The organism is Pseudomonas sp. GM60 (assembly GCF_000282415.1).
GTDB classification, from domain to species: domain Bacteria; phylum Pseudomonadota; class Gammaproteobacteria; order Pseudomonadales; family Pseudomonadaceae; genus Aquipseudomonas; species Aquipseudomonas migulae.
In genome coordinates this window covers 1-17374 of sequence record NZ_AKJI01000087.1, presented here as the reverse complement: position 1 = coordinate 17374, position 17374 = coordinate 1, and the positions used below count along the sequence as shown (strand labels likewise).

Below are 17374 nucleotides of genomic sequence, written 5' to 3'. Positions count from 1 at the left end.
TTGCTTTTGAGGGCCCCTTCGCGGGCAAGCCTCGCTCCTACAAGGATCACGCTGAACCTGTAGGAGCGTGGCTTGCCCGCGAAGGCGTCAGATCAGACGCTGACAGGTTCTGCCTTGGTTACTCGATCAGCCTTCAACGCAGGTCGATAAAGGATGTAGTAATACGACCCCAGACAAATCAGCCAGCAGAAAATCGCTGTCCACACGTTGTGCGAGAAAAAATGCGCGCCCTGCAGCATCCGGCCGATGGAAAACACCGTGCCCAGCGCAAACGCGAACACCAGCGCCTTGCGCGCCAGACGCGGACGTCGGTCGCGCAGCACGAAAAACAGCGCAAACAACGTGAAACCGGTGGCGGCATGACCACCCGGCCAGCAACGGCCGGGTTTTTCGGTCGGTGGGCGCGGGCTGAGCAGTTCACTGTAGGTTTCATGACCGCCGAATTGCTCCAGGCTCCATGGGCATTGAACCGCGGTCACCGCTTTGACGGGCGTGACAAAAGAGGTCGCCAGGCCAAGGGACAGCACCAGGCAGCCCAGTTCCCGTTTGAACGGTTTGAGCCGGTCGATGAAAAAGGCGCCGATGAAGCCGAAGATGGCCAACACCGAAAACGCGATGACCACTTGTTTGGCGCGGTCATGCAGGATGTTTTCGAGGAAGTAACTGTGCCGTCCGATGAAATCCCCCGCAGCCGGGTCATAGAACATCCTCGCCAGGTCCATGTCCACGGACGTCAGTTCGAGCAGCACCAGAATGATCGCCGCAACGGCGGGCACACCCAGGCACACCCAGAAGTTCAGAGGGCGAGAGGCGGGGCGGGCAGTGGTCGAAACCATGGCAGTTCCTTGGTCGGTTAAATGTTCTTGAGAGCGCAGCCGCGCGGAGTTTGGGCCTGTTTCTGTCGCGGCTGTGTGAACCGATAGTGAAAAAATCGTCAACGTCACACCGGGTTAATCAATGGGTTTGACCACTGCACACAGTTCTGGCTCTGCGCCACGCCAGGCCTTAAGCTGCGCGGGCCAAGACGGCCGTTACTGTGTACGGAGGAGGTGCCCATGCGAATTCTATTGGTTGAAGACAACCGCGATATCCTGGCCAATCTGGCCGATTACCTGGGGCTCAAAGGCTACACCGTGGATTGCGCGCAGGACGGTTTGTCTGGCCTGCACCTGGCGGCCACCGAGCACTATGACTTGATCGTGCTCGACATCATGTTGCCCGGCATCGACGGCTATACCCTGTGCAAACGCCTGCGCGAAGACGCTCGTCGTGACACCCCGGTGATCATGCTGACCGCTCGCGATCAACTGGACGACCGGCTGCAAGGCTTCAAGTCCGGGGCCGATGATTACCTGATCAAACCTTTCGCCCTGTCTGAACTGGCCGCGCGGATCGAAGCGGTGATGCGACGGGCGCAGGGCGGCGGTCGTCGTACCCTGCAGGTCGGCGATCTGAGCTACGACCTCGATACCCTGGAAGTCACCCGCGAAGGGCGCTTGCTGAAACTCAATCCGGTCGGCCTGAAACTGTTGGCCGTGCTGATGCAGAAAAGTCCGCACGTCTTGCGCCGGGAAATTCTCGAAGAGGCCCTGTGGGGCGATGACTGCCCGGACAGCGACAGCCTGCGCAGCCACGTCCACCAATTGCGTCAGGTGATCGACAAGCCGTTCGCCAAGCCGTTGCTGCAAACCGTACACGGTGTGGGTTATCGCTTGGCCGAGGGCCGTGATGGAGTTTAAACAGAGCCTTGCTCAACGGATCATCATCGCCTTTGCGCTGATGAGCGCATTGGTGGCAGGCGCCTTCGCCATGGGCATTGTGGCAACCGTGCACCTGGTGGAAGAAAAACTGATTTCGGCAGGTCTGGGTGGCGATCTGCAACGTCTGTTGTTGATGGACAGTGTCTCTGACTGGAGCCATCGCCCCGAACCAGACCAGCTGTTCTACTTCAGCGGCGGGCCGGGCGATTTCGACTTGCCCAAGGATTTGCGACATCTGGAGCCGGGTTTTCACGAGGTGTTCCGGGAGCAGCTGTCGTATCACGCGATGGTCGAAGTCGTCGACGGCCGGCATTATGTGCTGCTGCAAGACCAGAGTGATTTCGAAGAGCGCGAGCGGGTGCTGTTCGCGGTGGTGCTGGTGGGCTTCGTCCTGAGCCTGGCGTTGGCGGTGTTCCTCGGCTGGGTCCTCGCGCGCAAAGTGATGGCGCCGGTGGTGCGCCTCGCCCGGCAGGTCCGTCACCGCGATCAGCTCCTGGGGCTGGCTCCCCCGTTGGCACCGGACTACGCCGCTGATGAAGTGGGCGAGCTGGCGGTAGCCTTCGACGCCACCCTCGGGCGCTTGCGGCAGGCATTGACCCGGGAGCGATTGTTCACCAGTGACGTCAGCCACGAATTGCGCACGCCGTTGATGGTGCTGGCCAGTTCCTGTGAGCTGTTGCTGGAAAACCCCGGCATCGACCAGCGGGGGCGGGCTCAGGTTGAACGAATCGCCCGCGCCTGCGAAGAGATGCGTGAGCTGGTGCAAACCTTCCTGATGCTGGCCCGCGCCCAACATGAAGACGCCAGCATGGCGCCGCAACAGTCCTTGAGCCAGGTCGCCGGCGGGCTGCTCAATTTATGGCGAGAACCGATCGAGGCAAAAGGGCTGTCGCTGATATTTGAACCGGGCAATCCGGCCAGCACTTGCTACAACGCAACCCTGTTGCACGCAGTCATGGGTAACCTGCTGCGTAACGCGCTGCATTACACCGAACAGGGCTTCATCCGTTTGACGCTGACGACCGCCGGTTTCACGGTCGAGGACAGCGGTGTGGGCATTCCCGAGGAAAAACGCGAGGCGATGTTCGAACCGTTCGTGCGTGGCAACGAGAAACGCGGTGAAGGCCTGGGGCTGGGCCTGTCGCTGGTGCAGCGGATCTGCGAGAACCAGGGTTGGAATGTCAGCCTGACGAACATGGAGCCCAATGGCTGTCGTTTTCAGGTGACGCTGAGTCAGCGCGATAGTTGATTTCGTTGGTGGCCCTCGGCCACTGCCGTCAACCTGTAAAACCTCGAAATAAATCGGGGTTTTACACCACGATTTTTTCACGAAGGCATGACCTGGCGCTGACACACCATTCCTTAGGGTAGTGGTCATCAGAAACGCAGGAGCCCTTCGTGATGGCTGGCCCGATCAAACTTGATTTTTCCGAAAAATACGACGATCAACACGCTCAGAAATACCTGCGCAAACATCAGGACGGACTCGGTCGCCGACTGTCCCATTGGCGTGACGAGCAACTGGCGCGCAAGGCTTTGACACTGGCCGGTGAACCTGGCCTGGTTCTCGATTTACCCTGCGGTGCCGGGCGCTTCTGGCCACTACTGGCGGAAAAAGCCAATCGGGTGATTATCGGTGCGGACAACTCCGAGTCCATGCTGAAGATCGCTTTGAAGGCGCAACCGGCCGATGTGGTGAAACGGGTACAACCCTTGCACACATCTGCGTTCGACATTGCCTTGCCTGATAACGCCGTCGACAGCATTTTTTGTATGCGCTTGCTGCACCACATCGGTGAAGCCGAGCATCGACTGGCCATTCTGCGTGAGTTCGAACGCGTCACGCGTGACAGTGTGATTCTTTCATTGTGGGTAGACGGCAACTTCAAAGCCTGGAAACGCAGGCGGCTTGAAAAAACACGTGGGCATCTCGGTTACCAAAACCGATTTGTGTTACCGGCTGCTACGGTCGAAAGGGAGTTCGAGCAGGCGGGTTTTCGAATCCAGGAACAACTGGACTTTCTACCGCTCTATGCCATGTGGCGGGTTTATGTATTACGCAAGAGGTAACTCAATGGCAGTGCAGTGTGCAGCAGAAACGGACGTCGCTTCCCAGGATCGCTTTGACTATTTCTGGAATCAGCGCGGTGAATGGGTTGAAGAACCCAACGTCCGTCGCGGCGGCGAAAGTGGCGTGCAGCGTATCAAGAGCAGCAGTGGACAACTGCTCTACGTCAAGCGTCAGACCGGACATACCTATCGGAGTTGGCTGCATCCATTCGGTCGGCCGACGGTGTTGCGTGAGCGAGATGCGCTCATGGGCATGCGCCTGATCGACGTACGTGTTCCGGAAATCGTTTTCTGCGGTGCGCAGCATGACCCGGTTCACAAGTGGCGCGCATTGCTGGTGACCAAGGCACTGGACGGTTTCGAAGAAATCGAACACTGGTATGCAGGTGGTGGTCGCGAGCGCCATGGCGAGGCGGTGCATGACCGGATCCTGAAGGATCTGGCCGAGAATCTGGCCCGCATGCACAAGGGCCGCTGGCAGCACGGCTGCCTCTATATGAAGCACGTATTCGTACGCGTCACTGGTGAGGGCGAGGCCGCCAGCGTCGAGATTGCCATGCTCGATCTGGAGAAGAGCCGGAAACGTTTGACCGCCCGTCGCGCCGCTACCCATGACATGCGGCAACTGCGCCGCCACTCGTCGTTCAGCGACACGGACTGGAAAAATCTCGTCTACCTTTATGAGACGGCGTTTGGCAGCGCTATCAAAGGTTTATAGCAATGAAACTCGAAATTGCTAGAGGTTTGTTCTTGATAGGAGCCTTGGCAGTTGCTTCACTGGCGGTGGCGGCTTGGGAGCAGCCCCGCACGCAGGTCCTCGGTTCAGTGAACGGGGACGCGCGTTGTCCGATGCCGCGGGTTGCGAAGGCGACCGTTGCAACCCAACCCGATCATGATTTATTACTGTTCATGTTCGGACTTTCTCAAGGACTGAGGCCGCAGAGTTGACCAGATTGAAGCCCAAATAAAAGGCCTCGCAAAATGCGAGGCCTTTTTCATTTCCGTGTCTCTTACGCTCTGTAGGAGCCGGCAAGCCGGCTCCTACAAGGATTATGCGTTCACTGGTTTATCGGGTTTGGCCAGCAACGTGTACACGCACGGCAGCACAAACAGCGTAAACAACGTCCCGATCGACATCCCCGTGGCGATCACTGTGCCGATGTCGAACCGGCTGACAGCGCCCGCGCCCGTGGCGATGATCAACGGCACCATGCCAAATACCATCGCCGCGGTGGTCATCAGCACCGGACGCAGACGAATGGCCGCTGCTTCCTCAACCGCTTCGCGCGGCGTCAGGCCCTTGTCCTTGCGCAACTGGTTGGCGAACTCGACGATCAGGATCCCGTGCTTGCTGATCAATCCGATCAACGTCACCAGTCCGACCTGGGTGTAGATGTTCATGCTCGACCAGCCGAGGAACAGCGGAATCAGAGCGCCGCAGATCGACAGCGGCACGGTCACCAGAATCACCAGCGGGTCGCGGAAGCTTTCGAACTGCGCCGCCAGCACCAGGAAAATGATCGCCAATGCCAAGGCAAAAGTGACCCACAGCGCACTGCCTTCCTGCACGTACTGCCGCGATGCACCGGCATAGTCGACGGCAAAACCTGCGGGTGCCTCTTCCCGGGCAATCTGACGCACCGCGTCGAGGGCTTCACCCATGCTCACCAGCGGGACCCCGGACAGGATCGCCGAGTTGAGCTGCTGGAACTGATTCAGTTGCCGTGGGCGTGCCCGGTCGGTCACGGAAATCAGGGTCGACAGGGCCAGTAGTTCGCCCTTGGTGTTCTTCACGTAATAGTTGTTCAGCCAGTCGGGGTTGTCCCGGAAAGGCCGTTCGACCTGCGCGATGACTTTGTAGCTGCGACCTTCAATGGTGAACCGGTTGATCTCCGCCTCGCCCAGCAACGTCGCCAGCGTGCCGCCCAGATCCTGCATGGACACGCCCATTTGCGCGGCCTTCGCCCGATCGATATCGACCACGACTTCGGGTTTGTCAAAGGCCAGGTCAACGTCGACGAAGGCAAACTTGCCGGACTCCATCGCGCGTTTTTTCACCCGGTCCATCACTTGCAGCAGCGACTCGTAATTGTTGGCGGTATTGACGACGAATTGAAACGGCAGCCCTTCGCCGGTCCCCGGCAGGGAAGGCAGGTTGAAGCCGAAAATCTGCAACCCTGGAATGCTTTCCAGTTTGCTCTGGACCGCGGGCAGGATCTGCATTTGCGTGCGCTCACGCTCGTTCCACGGTTTGAGCAGGAAACCGCCAATCCCCGATTGCACGCCGTTGAAGCCGTTGATCTGGAACGATGAGTAGTACTCGGGAAACGCCTTGAAGATGCTGACGAACTCGTCGGTGTAGGTGTTCAGGTAATCAAGGTTGGTCGGCTGCGGGGCGCTGGCCAGCATGAAAATGACGCCCTGGTCCTCGTCCGGTGCCAGTTCCGATTTGGTGAAATTGAGCAGCACCGGAATCAGGCACAGCACGATCACCGCGAACACCAGCACCACCGGCCGCGTGTTGAGCGTGCCGTGCAGCATGCGCTGGTAGCGGCGCTTGAGACCTTCGAAAATCAGGTCTAGCCGATGAGCGAGGCCGCTGGGGTTTTCGTCGTGGCGCAGCAGAAAGGCGCACATCATCGGCGACAACGTCAGGGCGACGATGCCGGAGATCACCACCGCACCGGCCAGCGTCAGGGCGAACTCCTTGAACAGCGCCCCGGTGAGGCCGGTCAGGAAGCCGATCGGGGCGTAGACCGCCGCCAGGGTGATGGTCATCGAGACTACCGGCATGGCGATTTCCCGGGCGCCTTCAATGGCGGCGTCCAGCGGCGTCTTGCCTTCTTCGATGTGACGGTGGATGTTTTCCACCACCACGATGGCGTCGTCCACCACCAGGCCAATGGCCAATACCATCGCCAGCAGGGTCAGCAGGTTGATCGAGTAGCCCATCATCTGCATGAAGAACATCACGCCGATCATCGACAACGGAATGGTCACCACCGGGATCACCACCGAACGCAGCGCCCCGAGGAACAGAAACACCACGACGATCACGATCAACACCGCTTCGAACAGGGTTTTCACCACTTCGTCGATCGAGGCCTGGATGAACAACGTGGCGTCGTAGGCAATTTCACCCTTGAGGTTCGGCGGCAGCTGGGCTTCCAGGTCCGGCATGATCTTGCGCACTTCCTTGATCACGTCCAGCGGGTTGGCGCCGGGCGTTGCCTTGATGCCGATGTACACCGAGGGCGTGCCACCGAAGGAGCTGATGGTGTCGTAGTTTTCCGCGCCCATCTCGACCCGCGCGACATCGCTGAGCAGCACCCGGCTGTCACCGTCGACCTTGAGCGGTATCGCGGCGAAGGCTTCGGCGGATTTGAGCTCGGTGTTGGCGTTGATGCTGGTGACCACGTACTCGCCTTTCACTTCGCCAGCGGCGGAGAGGAAGTTGTACTTGCGCACGGCATCGGTCACATCGCTGGCGCTGAGGCCGAAACCCGCCAGTTTCACCGGGTCCAGCCACAGGCGCATGGCGAATACCTGGTTGCCGAGAATCTCGGCTTCGGCCATGCCTGGCAGGGTCGCCAGTTTTGGCTGGATGACCCGTGACAGGTAATCGGTAATCTGCGGGTTAGTCATTTCCTTGCTGAAGAAGCTGATATACATCAATGCCGACGCATCGGCGGCTTCCTTGCTCAGTACCGGGTCTTCGGCGTCCTGAGGCAACTGGTTTTTCACTTCGTTGGCCTTGGCCAGCAGCTCGGTGAACAAGCGGTCGCTGTTGGAACCGATGCGTGCGTAGATCGAGATCACCGAGAAGTTCTGGCGACTGACCGAGGTCATGTAGTCGATGCCCTCGGCGCTCGCCAGGCTCTGTTGCATCGGTTGGGTGATGTAGCCCTGAATGGTTTCGGCGTTCGCCCCGGGGTACGCGGTGGTCACCGTGATCAGGGCGTTTTCCATTTGCGGATATTGGCGCAGCGGCAGCTTGCTCCAGGCCTGAAAGCCCAGCAGCACAATCAACAGGCTGACCACGGTGGCGAGCACCGGGCGGCGGATGAACGGGTCGGTAAAAGCCATGGGGATTCCTTGATCAGTCCGCGCGTGGCGGGCTGTTCTTCTCGGCTAAAGTCTTGTCGTCGCTGATGGCAATGTGCGCGCCGTTGTCCAGTTTGATCTGGCCGGCGGTGACCACTTTTTCGCCGTTCTGCACGCCTTTGGTAATCATCACCTGCCCATCGCGTCGTTCGCCGGTTTCGATGAAACGGCGTTCGGCGATCAGGATCGGTTGGCCCTTGTCGTCTTTTTCGAGGCTGCCGTCTTCGGTTTTTTTCTGCGCTGCCACGTACAACGAATTGCCGTACAGCGTGTACGTGATCGAGCTTTCCGGCACGACGATGCGCGGCTGCGGGTTGGGCAGCATCACCTGCAGGCTGGCGAACATGCCCGGTAACAGTTTGCCGTCGGGGTTGGCCAGGGTCGCGCGGACCTGCATGTTGCGCGTGCTGTTCTCGATTTTCGGATTGATCGCGCTGATGGTGCCGGGGAAGGTCTGCGCCGGGTAGGCCGCGACGATGATTTCAACCGGCTGGCCAATGGCGATCTTCGGCACCGACTGTTCGGGCACGAAAAAGTCGACGTAGAGACTGCTGAGGTCTTGCAGGGTGGCAATCATGGTGCCGCTGGCAAGGTAGTCGCCAACGTCCACCTGCCGAATGCCGATGGTCCCGTTGAAGGGGGCCGCGATGCTCTTTTTGCCGAGCGCAGCCTTGAGTTGATTGACCGTGGCTTTGCTTTTTTTCAGCACCGCCGAAAGTCGGTCGAATTCACCTTTGGAAATGGCCTGGCTGCCCACCAGTTGGCTACCGCGACCGAAATCGAGCTGGGCCAGCCCGAGGTCGGCCTGGGCGGTTTCCAGCAAGGCACTTTCCACGGCGCTGTCGAGGCGCAGGAGTGGTTGACCGGCCTTGACCTTCTGCCCTGATTCGAACTGCAAATCGATGACGGTGCCGTCGGTCTCCAGGCTCAGGTCCACGCCTTGCAGCGCCTTGAGCGTGCCGACGGTAGGCAGGCGTTCCTGCCACGGTTGCTCGGTAGCAGTAGCCACGGCGACGCTGATCGGCGGTTTCGGCACAGCGAAGCCTTGAATCATCGTGTAGATGGAGAAGGCTTTGTAACCGGCCAGAACCAGCACGATCAACAGAACAACACCCAACATGATCAGCATGCGGCGACGCAGCATATTTCCACTTCCTTGGAGAAAATCAGGTGAGACAGTCGGGCACATTACCGCGAGTGCACAGGGTATTCCAATCGATGTTTTCGAGGTTTCCCCCATCCTGTAGGAGCCGGCTTGCCGGCGATAGGGCCACAAGATATTGCGGTGATCTTCAGATCGCCATCGCTGGCAAGCCAGCTCCTACAGGGGAAAGCGTTTGCTGAAGGAACGGCGTCATTACGCCATCAAATGCAGGTGGTTATCCCAGAGCCCCGCAGGCAGTTCGAGGGGTTTTGCAACAAGGTTTGTCTGGCGGCAATCGTAGTACCGGCATCGGCCTTGACCCGAGGTCACGACAAAACCGTCTGCCACCGCACCCACCCCGGCGCAATCGGGAAGCGGCGCATCCAGGCGCACTTCACCGCTGTCCATGTCCCAGATGAAAAAGCGATTGCCCCGCGGCGCTGTCAACGCGACCAGGCGCAAATCACTGTGCACCGCGACACTGGCGGTGTAATGCCCCATGGCTTGCAATTGATGCTCGGGCACCGGGAACGCCACGAACGGTTGCCCCGGACGCTTGATCGCCAACAGCTCCGACGACTCATGGGACGGCCCCATGAATTGCTGACCGGCGACGATGGTGCCATCACTGGCGATCCCCAGGTGCCGCACGCTGTTCATCTGTTGTGCGAGGGTTTCCTTGCTCAGCAATGTACCGTCGCGCTGCATCAGCACCAGGCTTGGTTCCATGGCGTTGAGGTTCATCTCGACGCGGCTTTCAGCCTCGGTGCGAATGCCGCCGTTGGCCACCACCAGGGTTTCGCCATCGGGCATCCACGACACCTGATGCGGGCCGATGCCATGGGTCGAAATTTCGCCGCTGTGCACCAGACGCTCGCCTTCGAACTTGTACACACCGAGCAGGCCGCGACCGGGATCGGACGTGTCGTTCTCGGTGGCGTACAGCCAGTCGCCGCTCTGGTGAATCACCGCGTGACCGTAGAAGTGCCGGTTCGGTTGCGAGGCCACGGTTTGCAGCAGCGTGCCGTCGCGCAGGTCGATCAGGTAACTTTCGGTGCCTGGACGCCGGGCGACGAACAGCGCGATCGGCAGCGTCGGGTGGTTGATGATGTCGTGGCAGCGCTGGCCGACCTGGGTGGCGAACACCCGCGTACCGTCCAGCCGATAACCGACGGCGTAGTGCTTGCCGTCGCCATCGTCCCGCGCCGAGAGCAGCAGCGGGCTCTTGTCCTTTTGCTTGAACAGCGTCCAGCCGCCCAGTGTCACTGCTCCCAGCAGCAAACTACCTAACGTCAGAGCCTGTCGTCGCAGCATGGCACTCGCCCTCATCAGTCACCGTCGTTGGCGTTGAAGCCCAGTTGGATGCCCAGCGCCTTGGCCAGTTCGCCTTCGTGCAGGCGGTGGACGACATTGAGGCTGTCGTAGATGTCGTTGAGCTGCTGGCGACCGGCGTCGTCGTTGAGCATTTCAGTCAGCGAACGCTGGTTGCTGGCGAACAGTTTCAGGGACGCGGCGTAGGTGGCGTCGATCTTGTCGGCCAAAGGTTTCTGCTCGCTTGGCAGCAAGCCACGCAGGCCTTTGTTGTCGACGCCTTCCCACACGGTTTTGGCGGCGGCGAGGCTCGCTTCCATACTCGTCAGGGATGACTGGCTGCGCCACTGGTCAGCCTGGAATGGTTGCGGCACACCCTTGGTCTGGCGGCCCATCGGCGTGCCGAGTTTTTTCTTCAGGCTGTCGAGAGCGGTGACCTGTACACGCAGCAGATCGGCAATCGCTTCGTGGGAGTCGGCGTAGCGCTGGTTCGGGAATTTGCTCAACTGCGCGAGCATGCCGTCGGTGTTGTTCCAGGTTTGCAGAATTTCTTCGGCCAGCTGTTTCTGACGCTCGCCAATGGCTTTCAGCAGAGGGCAATACTTGGCTTTTTGCGCCTCGTTGGCCACGTCAGGCTTGCTGTCGAACAGGATGTATTCGTAGGCCGAAAGGCCTTGCACCACAACGCTGGATTTGGCCAGGGCGGTGGCATCGATCTGCGGTTGCGCGGTCACCAGTTGCTCGACCTGACGGCCCACCAGGTTTTTCTTGTCCGGCCAGAATTGCACCTGCCAGGCGCGATTGCCTTCGGCCAGCGGCCCGATCAGCAACGGTTGCAGCTCGGCCCAGGCTTTCTGCGCATGGAGGAAATCGGCACGGGCGGTGTCGAGGTTTTCCTTGCCTTCGCAATAGGCCAGCGCGCTGACGGCCAACTGGCGATCGGCTTCAACCCAGCGCGTGTAGGTCGGCAGGATCACCGACTTGGCGATGGCCGCCGACGTGACAGCTTGCGGATCCTGCGGTGAGCAGGCGCCGAGGGCGAGTGCGGCAAGGCTGGTGAACAACAACTTGGGACGGAACATTTAGGGCTCCCGCTAAGGAATACGTTTAAAGGGAATTCAAAAACGCCAGCAACGCCGCGCGCTGCTCGGCATTGAAAGACAAAACCTGTTGCTGGGCCGCTTTTGCTTCGCCGCCATGCCAGAGCACGGCTTCGAGCAGATTGCGGGCGCGGCCGTCATGCAAGAACTGGGTGTGGCCACTGACTGCCTGCGTCAGGCCGATGCCCCACAACGGCGGCGTGCGCCAGTCGCGGCCACTGGCCTGGAATTCGCTGCGGTTGTCGGCCAGGCCGTCGCCCATGTCGTGCAGCAGCAGATCGCTGTAAGGGCGAATCACTTGATTGGCCAGTTCAGGTTCTGCCGCGTTGGCGGCGGTGGTGTATTTCGGTGTGTGGCAGGACTGGCAACCAGCCTGGAAAAACAGGCTCTTGCCGGCCAGCACTTGCGGTGTGCCGACATCGCGGCGAGCCGGTACGGCAAGGTTACGGCTGTAGAACAGCACCAGACGCAGAATGTTATCGCTGACTTCCGGTTCGCCGTCCGGGCCGTTGCCGTTCGGCGCCTGTTTGCAGGCGGTTTGCGCGTCGGTGCAGTCATCAAAGGGTCTCAGGCTGGTCGTGAGGCCCATATCACCAGAAAACGCGTGAACGTTCTGTTGATTGAGGTTCGGCTGCCCGGCCTTCCAGCCGAATCGGCCGAGGACGGTTTTCTGTTGTGCGTCATCCCAGACCTGGTTCGGTCGGCCATTGATGCCGTTTTTCTCTTTGGCCTGCGCAGCGGCATTGGCCAGGATCGCTTCTTCCGGGATCGCCTCGAGCAGCCCAAGGCCAATCATCGGCGGGGCGACGCGCGCCGAGAAACGTGTGTCCGGGTGCATCGGGCCGTAGCCGAGTTGGGTGATCTGCAATGTCGGCTTGCGCAACTCGACTTCGGTGCCGTCCTTGAAACGCACCGGCACCGGCGTGTAATCAACCCGAACCTTGCCTTCCGGAACCACGCCGGGCACCGACATGTCCTGGAACTGGCCGCCGTAGACCGGCTCGGGCACGACACCTTGCTGCTCGATGATTTTGGCGTAGGTCGGTGAATCGGGTATCGACAGGCGCACCAGCATCGAAACGGCATTCACCGCATCAGGTGCAGGCGGGTGACCGCGACCGTCCTTGATATGGCAGCCCTGGCAAGCGTTGGTGTTGAACAGTGGGCCGAGGCCGTCGCGGGCCGTGGTGGTCGACGGGGCGATCACCCAGGGGTTGCGGAAGAAACTGTTGCCGACGCTGAAGTCCACGCGCCGTGACGGCGGCAGGTTGGCGGAGGGCAGGGAAAAGGCGTTCTGATCGGTCTTGCGCACGGTCGCGCTGCCACCGGACCTGGCTTCACCGGGTTCGGCCTGGGTAAAACGCGGGGCGTCATCGCAGGCACTCAGGCCCAGGGCCAGAAACAGTGCGGACAAGCGAAGAGGCAGCGAGGGCATCAGACATCCTGCAAGACGAGCAAAACAAGGGCGCAAAGTCTAACAGGGCAGGGGAGATTGAATAAGAGGAATTATCGTTTGGTTGATGTGGGGCAGGGTTTTCCGGCAAACCACGATCCCTTGTAGGAGCGAGCCTGCTCGCGATGGTGTGTCAGTCGACACTTGCTTGGCTGACACACCATCGCGAGCAGGCTCGCTCCTACAGGGGGGCGGTGTCTGGCAGGCATGAAAAAGGCGACCCGAAGGTCGCCTTTTTTTTCAGCCAGCGTTGATCAGAATTCGTGATCAGCGTTGTCCGGGTTCAGGTCGCTGATGCCCAGCTTGCCAGCGGCAGCTTCGATCGAACCGGTTTGCTTGACCAGCGAAGCGATGGCGTCACGAACGATCTGGTTGCCAGCGGTGTTGCCGGCAGCGATCAACTGGTCGTAGTGCTCACCCTTGTTGGCGTGATCGACAATGACCTGCATCTTGGCTTCGGTCGCAGCCAGGTCGGCTTTCAGCGCGGTGTCGGCCGCCGGGTCCGCCTTGGCCACCAGAGAGGACAGGCTGGCGCCGGTCATTTTGGTGCCGTCGACACGGGTGTATTCGCCCAGGTACACGTTACGAATGCCTTTGGCATCGTAGAACTGCGAGTTGTGGGTGTTGTCGCTGAAGCAGTCGTGTTCGTCTTCAGGGGAGTTGGCTTCCAGGGAAACCTTCATGCGCTCGCCCGCCAGTTCGCCCAGGGACAGGCTGCCCATGCCGAACAGCATTTTGCGCAGGCCGGAATCCACCGGTTCCGCTTCCAGGGTGGCGCGGTAGTTGTCGGCCACGTTCGGCTTCCAGTTACCGACCATTTCTTCCAGGTCGCTGACCAGCAGTTGAGTCACGGACTTCAGGTAAGCGCGACGACGATCGTTGTGACCGCCGGTGGCGCCTTTGCCTTCCAGGTAGTCGGAGGCTGGACGGTTGCCGGCGCCAGGGCCGGTGCCGTTCAGGTCCTGGCCCCAGAGCAGGAATTCGATGGCGTGGTAGCCGGTGGCGACGTTGGCCTCGGAACCACCCAGCTCGTTCAGGCTGGCGAGTTTTTCCGGGGTGATGTCTTTCACGTCGATCTTGTCTTCGCCGACCTGAACTTGAGTGTTGGCGATGATGTTGGCGGTCGCGCCCGGGTTACCCAGTGCGTGCTCGTAGGATTTGTCGACGTAGTCGATCAGGCCTTCGTCCAGTGGCCAGGCGTTCACCTGACCTTCCCAGTCGTCGATGATGGTGTTGCCGAAGCGGAACACTTCGCTCTGCAGGTAAGGAACGCGAGCAGCGATCCAGGCAGCCTTGGCGGCTTTCAGGGTGTCGGCGTTCGGCTTCGCGAGGAAGGCGTCGACGGCGGTTTGCAGGGTTTTCGCGGTGGATTCGGCATCGCTGTAAACGGCGAAGACGATGTCGGCGTAATGCGCGACAACGGCTTTGGCAGCGGCTTCGTCGACTTTGCCGGCAGCAGCTGGCGCAGGCGCAGCGGCCGGGGCCGTGGTAGTGGCGGCTGGCGTAGGCGCTGGGGCGGCAGCTTTGTCTTTGCCTTCGCCACAACCGGCGAGGGAAATAGCGATGGCCAACAGACTGGCGGTAGCCAGAGGCATACGAATCATGGCGAACATCCTGCTTCGAGAGGGGGTGGAATGGCGCAGCTAGCGCGCGAAACTGCGACATAATGCAAATCTTTCGCATTATGTGTAAAGAGTTGTTCTTGGAAATATTTCTTATTCAGATAGCGGATGTTGCACTTTGTAGGAGTGAGCCTGCTCGCGATGAACGTGAACGATAACGCGTGCAGACTGAAAGAATGCGTCGCCTTGGAGTTCATCGCGAGCAGGCTCGCTCCTACAGGAACCCTACAAAATAGCCGCGTTGCTGCGCTGGGCCTGCTTCAGATAGGCGCCCAGTTCTCGCGCCGGCAGTGGCTTGCTGTAAAAGTAGCCCTGACCTTCGTGGCAGCCTTCGGAAATGATGTAGGCCTCTTGCTCGACGGTTTCCACCCCCTCCGCAATGACCTGCATGCCAAGGCTCTTGCCCAACTGGATGATGGCCCGAACGATGGTTGCATCGTCGTCGTCATCGAGCAGGTCTTGTACGAAGCTCTTGTCGATCTTGATCTTGTCCAGCGGCAGGCTTTTCAGGTAACTCAGCGATGAGTAGCCGGTGCCGAAGTCGTCGATGGCGATCAACGCACCGGAGCGACGCAGGCTCAGCAGATGCTGGGCGGCGGTGCTGATGTCTTCCATCAGGCCGGTTTCGGTGACTTCCAGCTCCAGGCTGCGCGGTGGCAGGCGGTACATTTGCAACAGGTTGTTGACCACCCGCGGCAGCTCGGCGTGGTGCAACTGCACTGTGGACAGGTTCACCGCCATGCGCAGGTCGGTGAAGCCCTGGTCATGCCAGTCGCGCAATTGTTTACAGGCCTGATCCAGCACCCATTCGCCAATGGCAATGATGGTGCCGTTCTGTTCGGCCAGCGGGATGAACAGGTCCGGCGGCACCAGCCCGTGTTCGGGATGTTGCCAGCGAATCAATGCTTCGACACCCACCACCCGATGATCGCGGTAGCTGATCTGCGGCTGGTAGACGAGGTAGAACTGGTCGCGGATCAACGCGTCGCGCAGGTCCTTTTCCAGTTCGCGACGGCGACGCATCTCGGTGTCGACACTGGCGATATAGAACTGGTAACGGTTGCGCGAGCGAGTCTTGGCCAGGGTCATGGTCTGCTCGGCTTTTTGCAGCAGCTTCTCGGTGCTGTCGCCATCCTCGGGGAACAGGGTGATGCCGATGGTGGCGCGCAGGCGAATCTCTTGATGATCGAGGGCGAATGCCGCTTCCAGGTCATCGAGAATGCTTTGCGCCAGTTCGGCGGCTTCGTAGGGTTGTTCGATATCGGCCTGGACCAGGGCGAACTGATCGCCGCCCAGTCGGGCGAGGGCGCCAAGGCGACCGCTGTGGCCCCGCAGGCGATCAGCCAGCGCCAGCAGCAGTTGGTCGCCGGTCTGATAGCTGAATTGTTCGTTGATGCCCTTGAAGTCATCGAGGCCGACACACAACACCGCGACCCGGCGTTGCAGTTTGCCGGCGTCGACGAGGATCTTGTCCAGTTGCTGTTGCAATTGCTGGCGGTTCGGCAGGCCGGTGAGGAAGTCGTACTGGGCCATGCGCAGCAGGCTGTTTTCCGCTTCGTGGCGCAGGTGGGTGTTGCGCTCGATGGACTCGAGCAACTGGTTGGCGGTGTTGATCCAGATGCCCAGTTCGTTTTTCTCGTGGCCCCTGAGCTGTGGAATCTTGTGCTCGCTGGGGCGGTCCGGGTTGATTTCGGTCAGGTGCTCGATGATCCGCGACAGCGGTTTGGTCAGCAGCCAGTGGTAGACCAGATACAGCACCAGCCCCATGGCGAGGGCGCGCAATACCCCGGAAATGAAGATGATCACCGAACTGACGATGAACCCTTGTCCGTAGGTGGCGGTGTCGAGGGTGATGCTCAGGTCGCCGTAGTACTCGCTGTACGGGCCGCGACCCACCAGTTGAGTGGTGAAGGTGCGTTCCTTGCCGAGGATCAGGTCGGTCAGCCAGCGGCTGCTGGATTGCTGCAACTCACGGGATTTTTGCGCCAGCATGGCTTCATTGGGGTGGCCGATGGAGGCCTGGCGGACGGCGTCGTCCTGAAACAGGCCTTCAATCACTTGCATGCCCATCTCTCGGTCCAGGCTGTAGACGGCCTGGGTCGATGGGTCGCGGAACATGTCGAGGATGCGCTGGGCATCGCCTGCCACGGCCTGGCGTGTTTTATAGGCATCGAAAACGATCTGCGCGCAGCTCAAGACCACGCCGACGATCAATGCCGACAGGAGCACGACCCGGAGCAACTTCACCGACAAGCTGTTCTTGAGTTCCAGCTTCAAAGAGTCATTCCTTGTTCCGTGCAGGTAGCATCAAGTTGCCATGAGTATTGGCAATCCGGTGATGGCAGTCAAAGGGACAATCAAGCACAGGGGAATTTGCCTGTGGGTTGGCCGAAATGCTGTTGCCTGGAGTATTTGCCCTATTAGTACTGTGTCGGTAGTCGAGTCCTTCAACTTGAGGGGGATTTGGACTTATTTTCCATTTGGTTGATGGTAGACGTCTGTGGCGTTGGGGCAAGGGGCTTAACGCTTGTTTCATTGTCTGTAATCACCCATCTGCAACACCTCGATCTCCTGTAGGAGCCGGCTTGCTGGCGATGACGGCCTCATGGCGGACCATTTTCTTTCGGGTGTACATATCCATTCCTGCGGTAACGGCCGCTTATGGTTTCGCCCTTACGGCGACTCACTTTTGCAGACGCCCAAAAGTAAGCAAAACGCTTCGCCCCAGCGTCCGGCCCCTCGCTTAGGCTCGGCGTTCCCTCGCTCCGGTCCTGCTCCGTGGGCCCGCCGCCATCGGCCATCCATGGCCG

Annotated in this window: 13 protein-coding genes; 5 read left to right on the top strand and 8 right to left on the bottom strand. The window is 60.1% G+C overall.

Annotated elements, in window-relative coordinates; all coding sequences use genetic code 11:
- Window positions 1–92: 92 nt before the first annotated feature.
- Window positions 93–836, bottom strand: a complete 744-nt coding sequence (locus PMI32_RS08405) for a phosphatase PAP2 family protein (RefSeq protein WP_008032120.1) — start codon at window positions 834–836, stop codon at window positions 93–95.
- 219 nt (window positions 837–1055) lie between these two features.
- Between PMI32_RS08405 and colR the strand changes: the two genes are divergently transcribed.
- The 5 genes from colR (at window position 1056) to PMI32_RS0129085 (ending at window position 4778) form a co-directional block, all read left to right on the top strand.
- Entirely contained in the window at window positions 1056–1739 is a 684-nt protein-coding gene (colR, locus tag PMI32_RS08410) for a two-component system response regulator ColR (protein ID WP_008032118.1), read from the top strand.
- Window positions 1729–3009, top strand: a complete 1281-nt coding sequence (locus PMI32_RS08415; protein WP_008032115.1) for a sensor histidine kinase — start codon at window positions 1729–1731, stop codon at window positions 3007–3009. The genes colR and PMI32_RS08415 overlap by 11 nt, the downstream gene beginning before the upstream one ends.
- Window positions 3010–3161: 152 nt before the next feature.
- The gene (locus tag PMI32_RS08420) at window positions 3162–3830 is read left to right on the top strand and encodes a class I SAM-dependent methyltransferase (protein ID WP_008032113.1); all 669 of its coding nucleotides are present in this window, start codon (window positions 3162–3164) and stop codon (window positions 3828–3830) included.
- Between the two features lie 4 nt (window positions 3831–3834).
- A complete protein-coding gene (locus PMI32_RS08425; protein WP_008032110.1) occupies window positions 3835–4548 on the top strand; it encodes a lipopolysaccharide kinase InaA family protein in 714 nt (237 codons plus the stop codon).
- Window positions 4549–4550: 2 nt separating this feature from the next.
- The gene (locus tag PMI32_RS0129085) at window positions 4551–4778 is read left to right on the top strand and encodes a hypothetical protein (RefSeq protein WP_032828991.1); all 228 of its coding nucleotides are present in this window, start codon (window positions 4551–4553) and stop codon (window positions 4776–4778) included.
- A 102-nt stretch (window positions 4779–4880) separates the two neighbouring features.
- Here the strand turns inward: PMI32_RS0129085 and PMI32_RS08430 are convergent, their stop codons facing one another.
- The 7 genes from PMI32_RS08430 to PMI32_RS08460 form a co-directional block, all read right to left on the bottom strand.
- The gene (locus PMI32_RS08430) at window positions 4881–7916 is read right to left on the bottom strand and encodes a multidrug efflux RND transporter permease subunit (RefSeq protein ID WP_008032109.1); all 3036 of its coding nucleotides are present in this window, start codon (window positions 7914–7916) and stop codon (window positions 4881–4883) included.
- A 13-nt stretch (window positions 7917–7929) separates the two neighbouring features.
- Complete coding sequence (locus PMI32_RS08435) at window positions 7930–9078, bottom strand: efflux RND transporter periplasmic adaptor subunit (protein WP_008032107.1); 1149 nt, start codon at window positions 9076–9078, stop codon at window positions 7930–7932.
- Window positions 9079–9291: 213 nt separating this feature from the next.
- Window positions 9292–10392 carry a DUF1513 domain-containing protein gene (locus tag PMI32_RS08440; protein ID WP_008032105.1) on the bottom strand — a complete coding sequence of 367 codons (1101 nt, stop codon included), beginning with the start codon at window positions 10390–10392 and terminating at the stop codon, window positions 9292–9294.
- 14 nt (window positions 10393–10406) lie between these two features.
- On the bottom strand, window positions 10407–11471 hold the full coding sequence (locus PMI32_RS08445; protein WP_008032104.1) for an imelysin family protein: 1065 nt from the start codon (window positions 11469–11471) through the stop codon (window positions 10407–10409).
- 25 nt (window positions 11472–11496) lie between these two features.
- Window positions 11497–12924 (bottom strand): di-heme oxidoreductase family protein, encoded by a 1428-nt coding sequence (locus PMI32_RS08450; protein ID WP_008032102.1) that lies wholly within the window; start codon window positions 12922–12924, stop codon window positions 11497–11499.
- Window positions 12925–13196: 272 nt separating this feature from the next.
- Window positions 13197–14546, bottom strand: a complete 1350-nt coding sequence (locus PMI32_RS08455; protein WP_008032101.1) for an imelysin family protein — start codon at window positions 14544–14546, stop codon at window positions 13197–13199.
- 243 nt (window positions 14547–14789) lie between these two features.
- Complete coding sequence (locus PMI32_RS08460) at window positions 14790–16841, bottom strand: putative bifunctional diguanylate cyclase/phosphodiesterase (RefSeq protein WP_008032099.1); 2052 nt, start codon at window positions 16839–16841, stop codon at window positions 14790–14792.
- Window positions 16842–17374: the final 533 nt, after the last annotated feature.

What these genes read in the sequence shown, in the direction of transcription:
- PMI32_RS08405 (WP_008032120.1), bottom strand. Translation starts at nt 836, where the DNA reads ATGGTTTCGACCACTGCCCGCCCCGCCTCTCGCCCTCTGAACTTCTGG.
- colR (WP_008032118.1), top strand. Translation starts at nt 1,056, where the DNA reads ATGCGAATTCTATTGGTTGAAGACAACCGCGATATCCTGGCCAATCTG.
- PMI32_RS08415 (WP_008032115.1), top strand. Translation starts at nt 1,729, where the DNA reads ATGGAGTTTAAACAGAGCCTTGCTCAACGGATCATCATCGCCTTTGCG.
- PMI32_RS08420 (WP_008032113.1), top strand. Translation starts at nt 3,162, where the DNA reads ATGGCTGGCCCGATCAAACTTGATTTTTCCGAAAAATACGACGATCAA.
- PMI32_RS08425 (WP_008032110.1), top strand. Translation starts at nt 3,835, where the DNA reads ATGGCAGTGCAGTGTGCAGCAGAAACGGACGTCGCTTCCCAGGATCGC.
- PMI32_RS0129085 (WP_032828991.1), top strand. Translation starts at nt 4,551, where the DNA reads ATGAAACTCGAAATTGCTAGAGGTTTGTTCTTGATAGGAGCCTTGGCA.
- PMI32_RS08430 (WP_008032109.1), bottom strand. Translation starts at nt 7,916, where the DNA reads ATGGCTTTTACCGACCCGTTCATCCGCCGCCCGGTGCTCGCCACCGTG.
- PMI32_RS08435 (WP_008032107.1), bottom strand. Translation starts at nt 9,078, where the DNA reads ATGCTGCGTCGCCGCATGCTGATCATGTTGGGTGTTGTTCTGTTGATC.
- PMI32_RS08440 (WP_008032105.1), bottom strand. Translation starts at nt 10,392, where the DNA reads ATGCTGCGACGACAGGCTCTGACGTTAGGTAGTTTGCTGCTGGGAGCA.
- PMI32_RS08445 (WP_008032104.1), bottom strand. Translation starts at nt 11,471, where the DNA reads ATGTTCCGTCCCAAGTTGTTGTTCACCAGCCTTGCCGCACTCGCCCTC.
- PMI32_RS08450 (WP_008032102.1), bottom strand. Translation starts at nt 12,924, where the DNA reads ATGCCCTCGCTGCCTCTTCGCTTGTCCGCACTGTTTCTGGCCCTGGGC.
- PMI32_RS08455 (WP_008032101.1), bottom strand. Translation starts at nt 14,546, where the DNA reads ATGATTCGTATGCCTCTGGCTACCGCCAGTCTGTTGGCCATCGCTATT.